Annotated in this window: 17 protein-coding genes; 4 read left to right on the forward strand and 13 right to left on the reverse strand. The window is 38.5% G+C overall.

Features of this window, described 5'->3' with window-relative positions; genetic code table 11:
- Positions 1–404 precede the first annotated feature (404 nt).
- Complete coding sequence (glnA, locus tag ACQ7EO_RS07900; protein WP_016539490.1) at positions 405–1,820, forward strand: type I glutamate--ammonia ligase; 1,416 nt, start codon at positions 405–407, stop codon at positions 1,818–1,820.
- Between the two features lie 215 nt (positions 1,821–2,035).
- On the opposite strand, the gene ACQ7EO_RS07905 is transcribed toward glnA, so the two are convergent.
- The 5 genes from ACQ7EO_RS07905 to ACQ7EO_RS07925 all read right to left on the reverse strand — a co-directional run bounded on the left by ACQ7EO_RS07905 (position 2,036) and on the right by ACQ7EO_RS07925 (position 5,382).
- A complete protein-coding gene (locus ACQ7EO_RS07905; RefSeq protein ID WP_434279341.1) occupies positions 2,036–2,443 on the reverse strand; it encodes a DUF3106 domain-containing protein in 408 nt (135 codons plus the stop codon).
- Positions 2,433–2,759, reverse strand: coding sequence for a hypothetical protein (locus ACQ7EO_RS07910; protein WP_004822689.1), 327 nt, complete (start codon positions 2,757–2,759; stop codon positions 2,433–2,435). Before ACQ7EO_RS07910 ends, ACQ7EO_RS07905 begins: the two co-directional genes overlap by 11 nt.
- Positions 2,752–3,366, reverse strand: a complete 615-nt coding sequence (locus tag ACQ7EO_RS07915) for an RNA polymerase sigma factor (RefSeq protein ID WP_434279606.1) — start codon at positions 3,364–3,366, stop codon at positions 2,752–2,754. Before ACQ7EO_RS07915 ends, ACQ7EO_RS07910 begins: the two co-directional genes overlap by 8 nt.
- Before the next feature lie 154 nt (positions 3,367–3,520).
- Complete coding sequence (locus tag ACQ7EO_RS07920) at positions 3,521–4,297, reverse strand: TrmH family RNA methyltransferase (RefSeq protein ID WP_004724547.1); 777 nt, start codon at positions 4,295–4,297, stop codon at positions 3,521–3,523.
- A 110-nt stretch (positions 4,298–4,407) separates the two neighbouring features.
- Positions 4,408–5,382 carry a class 1 fructose-bisphosphatase gene (locus ACQ7EO_RS07925; RefSeq protein WP_034611751.1) on the reverse strand — a complete coding sequence of 325 codons (975 nt, stop codon included), beginning with the start codon at positions 5,380–5,382 and terminating at the stop codon, positions 4,408–4,410.
- Between the two features lie 175 nt (positions 5,383–5,557).
- Here ACQ7EO_RS07925 and ACQ7EO_RS07930 point away from each other — a divergent pair, with 175 nt between their 5' ends.
- Both ACQ7EO_RS07930 and ACQ7EO_RS07935 read left to right on the forward strand, forming a co-directional pair.
- Positions 5,558–5,743, forward strand: coding sequence for an NF038105 family protein (locus ACQ7EO_RS07930; protein WP_004724542.1), 186 nt, complete (start codon positions 5,558–5,560; stop codon positions 5,741–5,743).
- Between the two features lie 79 nt (positions 5,744–5,822).
- Positions 5,823–6,428 carry an SMI1/KNR4 family protein gene (locus ACQ7EO_RS07935; RefSeq protein ID WP_434279342.1) on the forward strand — a complete coding sequence of 202 codons (606 nt, stop codon included), beginning with the start codon at positions 5,823–5,825 and terminating at the stop codon, positions 6,426–6,428.
- A gap of 161 nt (positions 6,429–6,589) precedes the next feature.
- Here the strand turns inward: ACQ7EO_RS07935 and pal are convergent, their stop codons facing one another.
- The 7 genes from pal to ybgC form a co-directional block, all read right to left on the reverse strand.
- Entirely contained in the window at positions 6,590–7,159 is a 570-nt protein-coding gene (gene pal, locus ACQ7EO_RS07940; protein ID WP_004822680.1) for a peptidoglycan-associated lipoprotein Pal, read from the reverse strand.
- A gap of 51 nt (positions 7,160–7,210) precedes the next feature.
- Positions 7,211–8,494 (reverse strand): Tol-Pal system beta propeller repeat protein TolB, encoded by a 1,284-nt coding sequence (gene tolB / locus ACQ7EO_RS07945; protein WP_434279343.1) that lies wholly within the window; start codon positions 8,492–8,494, stop codon positions 7,211–7,213.
- Between the two features lie 277 nt (positions 8,495–8,771).
- Positions 8,772–9,218 carry a hypothetical protein gene (locus ACQ7EO_RS07950; RefSeq protein ID WP_434279344.1) on the reverse strand — a complete coding sequence of 149 codons (447 nt, stop codon included), beginning with the start codon at positions 9,216–9,218 and terminating at the stop codon, positions 8,772–8,774.
- 67 nt (positions 9,219–9,285) lie between these two features.
- A complete protein-coding gene (gene tolA, locus ACQ7EO_RS07955; RefSeq protein ID WP_434279345.1) occupies positions 9,286–10,818 on the reverse strand; it encodes a cell envelope integrity protein TolA in 1,533 nt (510 codons plus the stop codon).
- A 3-nt stretch (positions 10,819–10,821) separates the two neighbouring features.
- The gene (gene tolR / locus ACQ7EO_RS07960; protein WP_004724530.1) at positions 10,822–11,271 is read right to left on the reverse strand and encodes a protein TolR; all 450 of its coding nucleotides are present in this window, start codon (positions 11,269–11,271) and stop codon (positions 10,822–10,824) included.
- Complete coding sequence (gene tolQ / locus ACQ7EO_RS07965) at positions 11,271–11,969, reverse strand: protein TolQ (RefSeq protein ID WP_004724528.1); 699 nt, start codon at positions 11,967–11,969, stop codon at positions 11,271–11,273. The genes tolR and tolQ overlap by 1 nt, the downstream gene beginning before the upstream one ends.
- Positions 11,970–11,993: 24 nt before the next feature.
- Positions 11,994–12,401, reverse strand: a complete 408-nt coding sequence (ybgC, locus tag ACQ7EO_RS07970; protein ID WP_434279346.1) for a tol-pal system-associated acyl-CoA thioesterase — start codon at positions 12,399–12,401, stop codon at positions 11,994–11,996.
- A 641-nt stretch (positions 12,402–13,042) separates the two neighbouring features.
- On the opposite strand from ybgC, the gene ACQ7EO_RS07975 reads away from it, so the two are divergent.
- Positions 13,043–14,185: a tetratricopeptide repeat protein gene (locus ACQ7EO_RS07975; RefSeq protein WP_434279347.1), complete on the forward strand. Its 1,143-nt coding sequence runs from the start codon at positions 13,043–13,045 to the stop codon at positions 14,183–14,185.
- Between the two features lie 217 nt (positions 14,186–14,402).
- Here ACQ7EO_RS07975 and ACQ7EO_RS07980 read toward each other — a convergent pair whose 3' ends face one another.
- Positions 14,403–15,812, reverse strand: coding sequence for a short-chain fatty acid transporter (locus ACQ7EO_RS07980; RefSeq protein WP_434279348.1), 1,410 nt, complete (start codon positions 15,810–15,812; stop codon positions 14,403–14,405).
- Positions 15,813–16,200: the final 388 nt, after the last annotated feature.

The following is a 16,200-nucleotide window of genomic DNA, read 5'->3' on the forward strand; positions in this document are numbered from 1 at the left end:
GTTGTAACGAGGGTTGTACAGAGCAATGTTAAAGGCGTATACAGACTGAATACGCCTTATTTTAATGCTTTTGAAATATAAAATTGCCATCATCTTAAAAAATAGTCGATAAAAAGTGTTGTTCGCGTAATATAAGCACCAAGATAAAACATTTTATTCAGTTTGCACAAAAATAGTGCGTTAAAATTGTGCGTAATAATTTTAAAATGAGAAGTGTGTTTGAATATGGTGCAATTCTATTTGCACTCAGTATAATAGATGGAATTTAATCGTTGCTAAGCTTATTTTCTGATAAGAAATTCAATATTTTAGCAATTATTTTAAAAGTTGGTATGCTACTTGCTATATAAATACCAACTACTAACACGCACTTCACAAGTGCAACAAAAATTCATTGGAGCAAAATGAGCATGGCGAACAAGGTCCTTCAACTCATACAAGAAAGTGGCGCAAAATGGGTCGATTTTCGCTTTACTGATACTAAGGGTAAAGAGCAGCACGTAAGCTACCCATCAGACACTATCGATGAAGATACTTTTGAAGATGGTAAAATGTTTGATGGTTCTTCAATTGCTGGTTGGAAAGGCATTGAAGCATCTGACATGATTTTACGTCCAGATCCTGAAACTGCTTTCCTTGACCCGTTCTTTGCTGAAGCAACCATCGTCGTTACTTGTGATGTTATTGAACCATCTACTGGTCAAGGTTATGACCGTGATCCACGTTCGATTGCTCGTCGTGCGGAAGAATACCTAAAATCAACAGGTATTGGTGATACTGCATTCTTTGGTCCAGAACCAGAATTCTTTGTTTTTGACGAAGTTAAATGGGACATCGATATGTCTGGCGCTCGCCATACATTAATCGCTGAAGAAGCTGCTTGGTCTACAGGTAAAGACTATGAAGCAGGTAACTCTGGTCACCGTCCTCGTGTTAAAGGTGGTTATTTCCCAGTTCCTCCAGTAGATTCTTCACAAGATATGCGTGCTGAAATGTGTGCACGTATCGAAGACATCATGGGCCCTGGTCGTGTAGAAGTGCACCATCATGAAGTTGCATCTTGCCAATTAGAAATTGGTGTAAGCTTCAATACGATGGTTCGTAAAGCTGACGAAGTTCAACAGTTCAAATATGCTGTTTGGAACGTTGCGCATCAATATGCGAAAACAGCGACGTTTATGCCTAAGCCTATGGTTGGTGATAACGGTTCAGGTATGCACGTTCATATGTCTATCTCTAAAGATGGCAAGAACTTGTTTGCTGGTGATGAATACGCTGGTCTTTCAGAAATGGCGCTTTACTTCATCGGTGGTATCATCAAGCATGCACGTGCATTGAATGCGATCACAAACCCTTCTACTAACTCGTATAAGCGTTTGGTTCCTCACTTCGAAGCGCCAATTATGCTTGCTTATTCTGCACGTAACCGTTCTGCTTCGATTCGTATTCCATACGTTTCTAGCCCTAAAGGTAAACGTATTGAAGCGCGTTTCCCAGATCCAATGATGAACCCATACTTAGGTTTTGCGGCATTATTGATGGCTGGTCTTGATGGTATTCAAAACAAGATCCACCCAGGTGAAGCAGCTGATAAAAACTTATATGATCTTCCTCCTGAAGAAGAAGCTAAAATCCCAACAGTTGCGCATAGCCTAGATATGGCGCTTGAAGCACTTGAAGCGGATCATGAGTTCCTTCTTAAAGGTGGCGTATTCACAAAAGAAATGTTGGATGCATACATCGAGCTTAAAACTGAAGATGTACGTCGTTTAAATACGACGACTCACCCAGTTGAATTTGATATGTACTATAGCTTGTAATTCGTTTTCGAATTTAAGTGATGAAAAACCTGCCTTATGCAGGTTTTTTTATGCATGAAAATTAGAAATTCAGCATTTTAATTTTAAAATTATAAGAGGGGAGAATTGTTAGTAGTGGTGTGTTTTGATTTTGACGATATTGAGTTTGAAGATGCTGAGTTTAATGATAAAAAGCCAGTTAAATAACTGGCAATGAATGAAATTTAAAAATATGCTTAGTGTGAACCCGTGATATTCTGTTGATATTTCACCATATATTGTTCACGAATTTCATTACGCTCATCAGATGTTGACGCTTTTTGCATTTTTTTACGCATTTCGTTGCGTTCAACGGTGCTCATTTGCTGCCAGACTTCACGCATTTTTTGCTTTTCTTGTTCAGGAAGCTGAGTAAACCAATCCATGCGTTGTTGCAGTGCTGCACTTTGATCAGTCGGAATTTCTTTTAAATTTTGATAGCGCTTAATCAGTGCCTTTTGCTCATCCTCAGAAAGGGCATCCCATGTTTCATTGACTTGACTGTTCGCATCTTTAGAAAAAATCCAAAAACGTTCAAAACCAGCAAAACTTGTTTGTAGAAAACCAATAGCACAAAATGCCAAAGCTAATTTTCTAGCTGCCATGAGAATTTTTATCCTCACCAAATACCGATAACATGTCTAAATCTTCCATCATTTGAGGTGAAAGTTTAGGGCTAATCACCACTTGTTGTGGAACTTGTGATTCTGGTGATATATCAAAAGCATTGGGAATCACAACAAAACCAGTAATTGCCGCTGCAAGTGCAAAACCAGTCATTTTCCAGTGACCAAAACGTGAGGTTTGTTTATCTTGGATATGGTCAAGCACATTGTTCATCACCACTGCTTTATTGCGGTGATGACGTGCAGCTTCATCCAGTTTTGCCGTCACTTGTTTGGTGAAATCATCATTATTCATGTGATGAACCTCCATACGGATTTAAATGTGAGAGCGAAGTTCTTAGTCCTTGAATAGCTCTGTGATAATGAGTTTTTACACTACCTTCTGTACAGTTCATAATAGATGCAGTGGTTTGTGTATCAAATCCTTCCCAAGCACGTAACATAAATGCTTGTTGCTGGCGTACAGGGAGGCGGCTAATGGCTTCTTGAATTTCCTCAACGGTGACATCTTGATCTAGAAATTGAAGTGGATTAGGTGTGGATTCATCCACAATTTCCATAGCTTCTTCATCATCAGAATCTAAATCAATTTTTCGAAATAACGAAAATGGAGCAGCGCGTCGTGCTTCTTTGCGTCGCCAATCTTGTAATTTGTTATTTAAAATTGTATAGAACAGTGGATACCATTCTTCAGTGGATTTATCTGCATAAGATTTATGTAAGGAAATAAATGCTTCCTGTACCAAATCCATCGCAATCCCATTGTGACCTTGGGTTGCATTTTCCATCATCACTAGGGCACGACCCGTCACGTCCTGCATGAAAAAACGCAGGCGCTGCTCGCTCGTACTCGTTTGAGCACTTGCTGTTTCAGACTGTGACTTCTTTGGTGCTAAGTCCATAGAGATGGAAAATCCCGTCATGGGTACCCACCATTATTTTAAATTCATATCTCTATAACGTTAAAAAAATGGTTTGGGTTGACATGTAAATCAATTATTTTTTCAGTTTAAATGATTTTTTCCAATAACGGGCAATATTTAAAATAAATTAACCTTATAGTCGTTGTCTAACCATTTCAAAGAAACAAATCGAGCCAGCAACTGCAACATTGAGGGATTCTTGACCACCGGGTTGCGGAATAGATACCGCTTCTGCGCGTTTAAGGGCGAAATCTGAAACACCTTGACCTTCATTACCTAAAATCCAAACACATTGTTTGCGCAGGTTTTTAGTGTAAAGGCTTTCTGCCTGATGTGAACTGGTCACATACACAGGAATTTTAAATTGCTTGAGCAGGTCTTCAAGGATAACGTTTTCATATGTGTGTAATGAAAAATGCGCACCCATACCGGCACGTAATACTCGTGGTGACCATAATGATGCAGAACCTTTGGTACAGACAATTTGTTCAATACCCGCAGCGGCGGCTGATCTGAGTAATGTGCCAACATTGCCCGGATCTTGGACATTTTCAAGAATTAGCGTGTCTTCAGTAAAATTCAGTGCCTGAGTTGAACTTGGTAAATCCACAATGGCTAGACATGCAAGGCTGGTTCCAAGGGTACTTAAATCTTTGTATAAAGATTCACCGACAACAAACACGATACCTTGATATTGGTCAAGGATACTGCCTAAATCTTCATGATCTAAGGCATGTTCAGTGGTGAAAATTGAATTGATTTTTCGACCTTTTTCTAACCATGCAAGCGTAAGATGGGTTCCCTCAAGTACAGTTTGTCCTTGTTTTTTACGGTAAGTGTTTTGTTCAATTAAACCTCTGAGATGTTTAATTTTGGGATTGTCTTTTGATTCAAGGAAAATTGTAGGCATGGGAGAGTACGTCCAAAAAATTAAGTAGGGTCTGTGATCATTCTATAAAGAAATTGCAACAGACCCTAGCTGGCGTTACTCCCTAAATAGAGAGTAAGAAAAGAGAAGAATTAGTTGTGGTAGCTGGTAACAAGCTCAACTTCATTCTTAGAACCAATGATAACAGGAACACGTTGATGTAACTCAGTCGGTTGAATCTCTAAAATACGTGTACGACCTGTAGTCGATGCGCCGCCAGCTTGTTCCATTAACATACTCATTGGGTTGGCTTCATACATTAAACGTAGACGACCTGCTTTTTTAGGATCTTTGGTATCGTATGGATATAAGAAAATACCGCTACGACATAAAATACGATGAATATCACCCACCATACACGCCACCCAACGCATATTGAAATCTTTTTCACGTATAGATGTTTTACCTGCTTGTAGTTCTTCGATATAACGTTTTACAGGCGCTTCCCAATGACGTTGATTTGATGAGTTAATCGCAAACTCTTTGGTATCCGCAGCAACTTGAATATTTTCAGAAGTGAGCAAGAATTGCTTTTCTTCAGGGTCGTAAGTGAAGAATACAACACCCGCACCAACGGTCAAAGCCATCATTGTCGATGGGCCATAAAGTACATAACCTGCTGAAACTTGTTGAATCCCTGCTTGCATGAAGTCTTCAGCTTGCGTTACAGCATTTTGCGCAGGAAGGATAGAGAAAATTGTTCCTACACACATATTAATGTCAATATTGCTTGAACCATCTAATGGATCAAATAAAACCAAATATTTGCCATTGTCTTGAGCTGGGGTAAATTCATCTAATTCTTCAGATGCGAGTCCACCTACATTTGGATTGGCTTTTAAAGCATCAATCAAATAATCATTTGAAATCACATCAAGTTTTTTTTGCTCTTCACCTTGTACATTTTCATGTTGTGCACTCCCCAAGACACCAGCTAAAGCACCTTTCTGTAAAGCCTGATCGATGGTTTTACAGGTATTGGCAATTGTTTCAATCACATTGGCAAGTTCAGGTGTTAAGTTCCCTTGTTGTTGTTCTAAATATTGGGATAGGGTGCGATATGACATATCAGAGGTGCTCCAAAAGCGATAAATTTTTACAAACCAAATAATGGAGGCTATTTTAGATGAGTTCAGCACAAAATAGAAATTATCCTGTGTTATTTGTCGTGAAATTACCCTTGAAAGTATTTTAGAAAGTGTTATGTTGAATATACGTACAATAGCGTATAGGAGCACTGACATGACAACGACAAAGTTTGAAGCGACTCCGACTCCAAATGAAAGCATTGATTTAAAAGATATTAGTGCTGAAAAAGTGAAAGAAGCATGGAAGAATTACGAAGCTAAGCCTGAATTCAAGGAATTCAATAAGCATGACATGATTGAATCTATGCAAAGCCCCAAGCCAGATGAGTCAAAGGCTTAATCAATAAAAAGCGTTCATTGCGATATGAGCGCTTTTTTCTATTCATTTATTTTATATTAACTCTGAACAATAACGCTTCATGATAGAGATTGATCACAAAACAGACATTATCATTCCGTTTAATAAAATTGGTGACCCGGAGTGGGATGTTAAAACTCGCCTAATTTTAGAATCTCTTGCTGATTTAAATGATGATGAGATTGCACCTGCAATTGATGATGAGCAAATTTTAAAACTTGAACAGCGTTTAAATTGTCGCTTACCTGAATCTTTAAAGATCTTCTATCAACACTTTGGGATTGCTGATATTGGTGAACAATTGCAGCAATTTGATGATATTGGCTACTTAAAAGATATTTGGGCAGATGCACGGCAATATGCGCCTGAATTTAGTCAGGCCGATTTAGCAGTTTTACCTCATCTGATTACATTTAGTGATTATCTTGGTAATGGTAATATGTTTTGTTTTCATGATATTAGCAAAGAAATCTATTACTTTGATCATGATGACACACCTAATTTATATAAAATACTGGACTGTGTGGATGACTATATTAAAGGTTGTCTGATTTTAGTACAGTCTGAGTTTTTTGCTGAAGCGCATCCAGATGAGGTGGATGAATGGGTAGAGGAACGGTTTATTGCGTTATTTAATGAGCAAATACTCAAGAAATGGCGTTATTAATATAAATTACCTTGAACATGCTAAGCAGTTTCTTATTTTACTGTACTAAATCAAAATTTTATCTTGAAATACGAAAGCGCAGAATAAGAATAAGCTCTGGTAAAAATGCCCAATTCAATTGGGCATTTTTTATGGGCTATTTTAATAATGCAACTTTGGCATTATTTTAAAAGAGGAGGAACGGCTTCGTAGTTGATTTCAACACGGCGGTTTTCTTTCCAAGCCGCTTCATCATGACCAGCATTGATCGGCATTTCTTTACCGTAGCTAACTGCTTCTAATTGGTTTGCTTTAACACCATTGGTGATCAGGTAGCTTTCAACGGCTTTAGCACGACGCTCACCTAAAGCCATGTTGTACTCACGCGTACCACGTTCATCTGTATGACCTGTTAATGCCACTTTAGAGTTGGCATTGGCAATCAAGAACTGTGCATGTGCTTGTAGTGTTTGGTAGTCATCATTGGAAAGATCACTACTGTCATAATCAAAATGTACCACACGTTTTGCTAAAAATGCTTTATTGGCTTCAGTCACGCCTTTAGATGAAGCACCATTTAAATTTTGTGCATTTAAAGCAGCATCTTCACTTAAACCACTGGTATTTACTGTCGTCGCACTATTTGGATTGGTTCCTGACTCTACAGTGGCAGCAGGTTTACGGCTTGCACAACCTGTCATCACTAAGCTTGCTGCTAATAAGGGTAAAGCTAGATATTGAATTGACTTCATGTTGATCTCCGGTATTTCAATTTTAAATAAGTGATTTACATCTTGATTAAATTATTTAGGGGCCCAAGCAGGTTCACGTACTTCACCTTGTTCGCTTGGTAAGTTCATGCGGAAGCGACCATCTGTAGACATGATCGCCAATAAGCCACGATTACCTTCACGTGTTGCATAGACCACCATTTGCCCATTTGGAGAAAAACTTGGTGATTCATCCAAACTTGTTGGTGTCAAAATATTGGTGATACCTGTAGAAATTTCCTGAATGGCAACTTTGTAGTTACTACCAGAAGGGCGGTGTACCAATGCCACATATTTACCATCGGCACTTAATGTACCACGTGCATTAAATGCACCACGGAAAGTTAAACGTTTGGTCGAGCCATCATCAAAACTATAACGGTAAATTTGTGCTGATCCACCACGGTCAGATGTGAAAATAAACGATTTTCCATCTGGAGCATAACGTGCTTCTGTGTCAATTGCGCTATCGTTAGTCATGCGCTTCACTTGACGTGAATCTAAATCCATTTGATAAACTTCAGGATTTCCATGCATAGACGCAGTAAACAGCATTGATTTACCATCAGGAGAGAAACTTGGTGCACCATTTAAACCGCGAAATGCAGCGAGTTTTTCTCGTGCACCTGTGGCTAAGTCTTGGATATAAATAGCAGGGCGCTTGGTTTCAAATGAAACATATGCAATTTTTTTCGCATCTGGCGTCCAAGCAGGCGAGAGAATAGGATCTCTTGAACTTAATACCGTTTTAGGTTGCTCACCATCGGTATCTGCAATTTGTAAGGTATAACGAGTCTCTGGTGTTGCAGGGTTACGTAACACATAAGCAATACGTCCTGTGAAGTCACCTTGAATCCCTGTAAGCGCTTGATAAATTGCGTCACTGATCATATGTGCCGCAGAACGCATACGTGATGCTGGAATCGAGAGCAATTCATTTAATAGGAATTTCTGCTTTTCAACATCATAGAGTTGGTAATGTACTGCCAATGAACCATCTGCATTGGTTTTAGAGTCACCTAAAACCACATAAGGAACCCCAGCCGCTTTCCATGCTTCCGCATTTATATTGTTTATGTTTGCAGTTGCAGGAAGATTTTTTGATGAACTGGTAAAGCGCCCAGAGCGATTTAAATCTTGTTCAACAATAGGGTAGATAGATTGATCATTACTAAATGGAATGATGGCAATTTTAGGTGCAGATTCAGGTGCTTTGGCAATTTCTAATTGCAATTGTGCATATGATGTGGTGATCAATGCTGGACTAAATGCAACAATAATTGCGAATCCTAATAGATGTTTAGGCATGATTTTCATTGGACTTCATGTACTCAAATATCAATTTTTAACTATGCTTAGCTTTGTAGCACAAAGACATGATTTTAATCTATATAAAGCATGTAATTGTGAACAAAAGATTATCATTGAACAGATTTACTAAAAAAATTAAATTCAAATTTATTACACCAATGAATTTCGTCTTGATCTTTGGGCATTGTAAATGGTGCAATTTTAAAAATTACTTTTTTATAGATTTGACAACAATGTCATTGTTGCTGCCATTAAAATATATTATCTCGTGTTGAATAGAGTCTTATTCAACACGGAATTTGATGCGAATCACTTTTAATAGTTGATTGAGCGATGATTGTTTAGACATTTCAAAAGGTGCTGTTTGTTGAATCGCCATTTTGATTGCGTTTGAAAACGTTTCGCTGTCCTGTTCTGTGATTAAAATATCTTTTACATTCCCACTGTCATCTAAGTAAATAATAACATCGGCATTTTCTTGGATGATTGTTAAATTTCTCAACTTTTTAACAATACGATTGACTCTAGCGGTATTTATCCGCTGAGCCATTTGACTTTGTTGAAGTAATGCTTCTGTTGTTGGTACAGACGGTTTGTTTTCGTATGACGCAGAAGGTGGGTGTTGTTGCGTATTTACTTCAAGTATTTTTTCTTGCTCGATATTTTTTGCAAATAATAATGCAGTTGGAAAAAATAATGAAATTGCTACAAATATGGGTTTAACTCGCATTCGATTTTTCCGAGTGATTGTTCTTGTATTAAATTACACCCTGCCAAGACAGGGTGTAATTTTAAAATTATTTCACTGTAAAATTTGCACTAAAACTTCGTGCTTCGCGTCTGGCATCTGGATCAGATGGCATTGGGAAAGGTGCAGCATTGCGAACTGCTTGTTCCACACTTGCTTTTACATCTGGGTCTGATGCATTAACAATGATCGAGACCACAGAACCGCTATCCGTTAGTGTAACACGAGCTGTTGCCTTTTGACCTGTTGAGCCAGCTGGCATACGCCAAGCATTCCGGACTTTACTTTCGAAGTCCTTTTTCGCAGAAGATGCAACTTTTCTCGCTTCTGCCTTTTTATTTGCAGCAGCTTCTTTGGCTTTTTCAGCAGCAGAGGCTTTTTCTTCATCTAATTCGCGTGCTAGATCAGCTTTACGTTTTGCGTCCGCATCCGCTTTGGCTTTTGCAGCAGCATCTGCTTTAGCCTTTGCTGCAGCATCTGCTTTGGCTTTTGCAGCAGCATCTGCTTTAGCCTTTGCAGCAGCGTCCGCTTTGGCTTTTGCATTAGCATCTGCCTTGGCTTTTTCAGCAGCGTCTGCCTTGGCTTTTGCAGCAGCATCTGCCTTAGCCTTTGCAGCAGCGTCTGCTTTAGCTTTTGCATTAGCATCCGCTCTGGCTTTTTCAGCAGCATCTGCCTTGGCTTTTGCATTAGCATCTGCCTTAGCCTTTGCAGCAGCGTCTGCTTTAGCTTTTGCATTAGCATCCGCTCTGGCTTTTTCAGCAGCATCTGCCTTGGCTTTTGCATTAGCATCTGCTTTAGCCTTTGCAGCAGCGTCCGCTTTGGCTTTTTCAGCAGCTTCTGCCTTAGCTTTTGCAGCAGCTTCTGCCTTGGCTTTTGCAGCAGCATCCGCTTTGGCCTGTTGGGCCTTATCTGCGGCTTCTTTTCTGACTTTTTCAGCAGCTTCTGCTTTGCTTTTTGCTTCGGCATTGAGTCTTGCGAGTCTGGCTTTTTCCGCAGCATCCGCTTTGGCTTTTTGAAGTGCCTCTTGCTTGGCCTTAGCTGCTGCATCTGCTTTAGATCTTGCTTCAGCTTCTGCCTTAGCTTTCTCAGCAGCATTTTTAGCCTGCTTTACTTTTTCAGCTGCCTCTTGTTTGGCTTTTTCAGCAGCATCTGCTTTAGCTTGAGAAAGTTTTAAGGCTTTTTCTTGTGCTGCTTTAGCTGCTGCCATAGCCAATTGCTGTTCTAATGCGGCTGCCTTGGCCTGTTCGGCAGCTTTTTGTGCATCTATCGCCTTGGTATCTGGTGTGTTATTTGCTTCAGTTGGAATTTCTGGTGCAGTTTGATCGGGTTCCGCTGTTTGCTGAGTATTTTCTGCAACCTTGCTATCTGCCGTTTCAGTGGCATCAGTTTCTACTAAAGGCTTGGGTTCAGGCGGTGGTAAATCTTCGGGCTTAATTAAAACGGTTTTAATTTGCTTGGGTGGCTCAGGTGGTTGACTTAAACCGAGAAAAAGTAAGCCAGTAATCGCCACCACATGAATACCTAGGGTAAATCCAAGTGCAATCGCTTTTTCTTTAGATTGTGGCTTTTGAATATTTTTCATAACTTACTTTACAGACTCTGTCAGTAAACCTACTTGGCTTAAACCAGCATCTTGTAGTGTAGACATGAGTTTCATAACTTCACCATAAGGGCGTGATTCACTACCATTGATCAAGACACTCAATTGCTTGTTATTTGCTTGAGCCTGTTGCTGATTTTCTGTAAGTACTGTTTTTAACTCATCTAAAGTTAAAACCTCATTTTTATGGTTTTTATCTTCAAGTTTAATCGTACCATCTGCTTCTAAAGTCACGATGGCTGGTCGGTCTTCAGATTGAATTGGATTATTATTTGCTTGAGGTAAATCAACTTTAACACCCGTGGTAATCATGGGTGCTGTCACCATAAAAATAACCAATAAAACCAACATGACGTCGATATATGGAACGACATTCATATCACTTTTTAAAGGCTTTTTGACGCGTTCAAAACGTCCAGAACGTTGGATTGTCATTATTCATCTTCCTGTGTAGTTCCCACAGACTGACGTTGTAATAGCGCCACCATTTCTTCTGCAAATAATGCACGATCTGAATAAATCTCTTCGCCTTTTGCAGTGTAATGGTTAAATGCTAGTACCGCTGGTATTGCAGCAAATAAACCAATCGCAGTTGCAATCAATGCTTCAGCAATACCTGGTGCAACAGTGGCTAAGGTAACTTGTTCAACCTGAGCTAAGCCAATGAATGCACTCATAATGCCCCAAACAGTACCAAATAAACCAATATAAGGTGCGACAGAACCGATACTGGCGAGAGAGCTTAAGCCTTGCTCTAAACGGCCTTGATCACGACTGAGTCCTACACGCAAGATACGTTCAGTACCTTCAATCATCGATGCAGTTTCAGCATGACGTTTTTTAAGTTTTAAAAACTCACTTAAACCCTGATAGAAAATATCTTCTAAACCGCTTCGCTTGGAATTAAGCTGAGCATTGTTATATAAGGTATTGAGTTCAGCACCAGACCAGAAGATTTTTTGGAAGTGCTCATCGCCTTGATGTGCTTTCTTATAGCCCATATGCAACTTGGCAATCAAATACCAACTAAAAACAGATGCGAGTACTAAGATTAGCATCACCAATTGAACCACAGGGCTCGCTTGTAAAATTAAATCAGAGATGTGTAAAGAAGATTCTAGTTGTGTTGCCATAGTTACATGTGCCAAAAGTATTTTTTATTCGTGAGCTAATTCTCGAAGAATTAAATCACGGATTTCGTCAGGAATTCTACGAGGTTTCATATCTGTACCTAAACATGCCAATTCCACCTCGCCAGAAGCAAGCATGATTTCACCACGATATATATTCTGTTGCAACACAAATGACGAAGCTTTACATGAAACTACACTTGCTGTAACAGTAATAAGATCGTCCATGAGTATAGGGCGAGAATATTTCAATGCAATTTTATGCACGACAAAATTGTAATCTTTTTGATGCCAATAGTGGTCAATACCGGATGCACGTAGCCATTCTGTCCGTGCACGTTCCATAAAGCGGATATGATTGGCATGGTATACGATACCGCCAGCATCTGTATCTTCGATATATACACGGATTTGGAATTCGAATTTATTACTCATGTTGCTATGCATTCCTGTGTTGTTTATTGCATATCTATCAATTGCTTGCCAGTATTTACTTGCACTGATTCAATTTCAAATCATTCAGTTGAAAAAACAAGAACTTTATCTTGCTGATCTGATTGCTTGATTGAATTTTACAATACCTATAAGGGAACCTATCAACTACGCCAAAAGCATCTATGAGATGTTTTGAGAGAAACGGAAATCTACATGAACAGCAGACTGTTGCTTGAACAGTACGTGTATATAAGCTTTAGAGGCTATATTGTAGAAAAGTAAATTGATTTGCCCCACTTATAAATTTGCACAAAAGTTTAACCCTGACTTTGGCGCGAATTTTAGCACAAGGCATGCTTTCTCAAATGGCACAAGATTACAATTCGAAAGAGGAGAGAAAGGCTAACGGCGATTAGCTTGTGGATTCTGTTAATGAAGTGGCATTACTGTAGTAACGTTTAAAGCTAAAAAAATCTAGAACAAAATTAAACGCCGTAAAGAATATTTCACATAACACTCATTTTGTTGAATGGATTTTGATCTGCATGAAATTTTAATAAATAAAAAACGAATAAAATTTATTTCAATTTTAGTTGGAATATATTAAATTAAATCAATAATCTAATTTAAAAACGTAACCAATGAATATCAATAAAAGCCTATTTCATATAATTATTTTTCCTATATTGTTTTTTGTTAGTCCAACTTTTGCAAAAACTGTTAAATTTAAATATACCTCGAGATTAGCTAATCAAGGAGAGATAGATGCACAAAATGATCTTGGATGGATGTACGAGAATGGTCAAGGTGTAGTACAAAATTATGAAAAAGCGTTTGAATGCTATAGCAAGGCAGCTGCTCAGGATTGTGCTGTAGCACAAGCTAACCTTGGAATGATGTATCAACATGGTCAAGGTATAATAAAAAATTATGAAAAAGCGTTTGAATGGTATAGTAAGGCAGCTGCTCAGGGGGATTTGGATGCGCAAAATAACCTTGGATGGATGTATCAACATGGTCAAGGTGTAATTCAAAATTATGAAAAAGCATTTGAATGGTATGCTAAGGCAGCTGCTCAGGATAATGCTGTAGCACAAACTAACCTTGGATCGATGTATCAGAATGGTCAAGGCGTAGTACAAAACTATAAAAAAGCGTTGGAATTTTATAAAAAGTTAGCTGCGCAAGGTAATGCTGGTGCGCAAAATAACCTAGGAGTGATGTATCAGCATGGTCAAGGCGTAGTTCAAAATTATGAAAAAGCTTTTAAATTGTATAGCAAGGCAGCTGCTCAGGGATTTTTAGATGCACAATATTACCTTGGGTGGATGTATCAGCATGGCCAAGGTGTAGCTCAAAGTTATGAAAAAGCATTTGAATACTATAATAAAGCGGCTGCCCAAGGATATGCAGGTGCACAAAATAACCTTGGAGTGATGTATGTCACTGGTCAAGGCATAGCCCAAAATGATACGAAAGCATTTGAATGGTTTAACAAGGCGGCTGCCCAAGAAAATGCGGATGCACAAAATAACCTTGGATCAATGTATTACAAGGGGCTTTGCGCAACCCAAAGTTATGAAAAAGCATTTGAATGCTATAGTAAGGCAGCTGCTCAAGGGAGTGCAGGTGCAGAAAATAACCTTGGCGTATTGTATGAGAAGGGTCAAGGTGTACCCAAAAATTATGAAAAAGCATTTGAATGTTTTAGCAAGGCGGCTGCTCGGGGAGATGCAGATGCACAAAATAATCTTACTGAGATGTATGAAAAGGGTTTGGTATAGATCAAACTTGATTCCACTTATGTGTACCATTTTATGATGTATACCACTGATCTGATTATTAAAATTAAAGTAGTTAGTGATCTCCTACGATTAATTGAAGCTCGTTTGTAAGAAGATCAACTCTTGGTATGATCAATTTAGTTGTCGGCTTATTCAACAGAAGATTATGTTGAATAAGCCGTTTAAAATAATATTGTGCAGTAAAGCCTTTTACATCCTAAAAAGTAGGGGGCATATACGTTAAGGTACGTCCAAGAATCCACAATAAGAATAAAACTAAAGGTAAATGGAAGACAAGCTGGGTAACTGTAAACCCAATGACATCTTTAGCTTTTAACTTTAAAATTCCCAGCATAGGTAACATAAAGAATGGATTAATTAAGTTGGGTAAAGCTTCTGCTGCATTATAAATCTGAACAGACCAACCCAAATGTACTTTCAGATCGTGTGCCGCCTGCATGACATAAGGTGCTTCAATAATCCACTTACCACCCCCAGATGGAATGAAGAAACCTAAAATAGCTGAATATAACCCCATGACAATTGCAAAGGTTTCTTTGGATGCAATCGATACAAAAAATTCAGCAATATAATGAGATAGAGATAAATCCTGTGCGTTCATAGCACTTGTCATAATAAAAGCAATACTTCCATAGAGTGGAAATTGAATCAGTACGCCAGAAACCGCAGGGACAGCTTTAGAAACGGCATTTAAAAAATTTCGAGGCGTTCCGTGTAAAGCAATACCGAGCATTAAGAAGATAAAGTTGTAAGTGTTTAAACTGGAAATGGCAATAATCGGATTGCTTTTTGTAAATTCATTAAACATCCAGATCAGACCTAAAACCACAATTAAAATGCTCAGAATAGGGGAGTTTTCCAGCCAGTCACCTGGGCGTTTTTTGCTTTGGACTTCGGTCTTTTCATCTTCAAAATGAATATCAAATTCATCAATAGTTTTTATACTATTGCCTTTAGGTGCAGACCAGAATGCAATGGCAATTGACACGATAATCAATACGGCAGTCATAATCATAGACTGTGGTAAAAAGATCGTTTCAGTAAAAGGAATAATACCGGTTAAGTTATAAAGTGGTTCAGGTAAGCTCGCTTTGTTTGCCTGTAACTGGGCAGCGGAAGAACTAATACCCAGTGCCCAAGTTGCTCCCATACCAATAATAGCGGCTGCGGCAGCTGCACGATAATCCATATTCAGCTCTTTACGCTTGGATAGTGCAATCACCAAAAGGGCAGTTAAAACTGTGCTCATGGCCCAGTTAATCAGTGAAATCAACAGACTGACGGTCGCTACAAAAACAATAGCATTCCTTCCAGATGTGGGAATCTGAGCCATTTTTTGGATCAGCATTTCGACGGGTTTAGATACTGAAACCACATAACCAACGACAATCAACATACACATTTGCATCGTAAATGGAATCAAACTCCAAAAACCATTACCAAATGAAATTGCGACATCTTGAACAGAAGCTCCTATTCCAATCGCAGCTATGGCGACAATGATGACGCCTAACAAGGCAAAAATATAGGAATCAGGAAACCATTTTTCTGACCAATCACTGACTTTTATTGCAAGTTTTTGTAATATATTCTGAGTGTTATCCATATTTAAATATCCTATTTATTCGATTATGAAACCAGTACATCCATGTTGAAAATATTGATTTTCGGGCGATAACGATCAATATCAATGAGTTTGAATATTTGTATAAAAGACTCTCGAATGAGCTTTAGGTATATGCACTGTTAAATTTTTTCTAAACTCACATTCCATGCAAGTTCACTCAATTTGATTCCTTTTTTGTGTTGCTCAGTCAAAATTAGCAACTGTCCTTTTATTAAATTATTAGCATTGAATTGGCTTTTTTATAAATTTAAAGTTTTAAACGTACAATAAGAAAAACTCATCAATCAAAAATGTATGCCAATCTGCATTTGCAGCGTGAGATAAATGATGGCATTTGAATATCTATTCTATATTTCATAACTTCAAC

Source organism: Acinetobacter sp. CE-15, assembly GCF_051059255.1.
GTDB classification, from domain to species: Bacteria; Pseudomonadota; Gammaproteobacteria; order Pseudomonadales; family Moraxellaceae; genus Acinetobacter; species Acinetobacter guillouiae.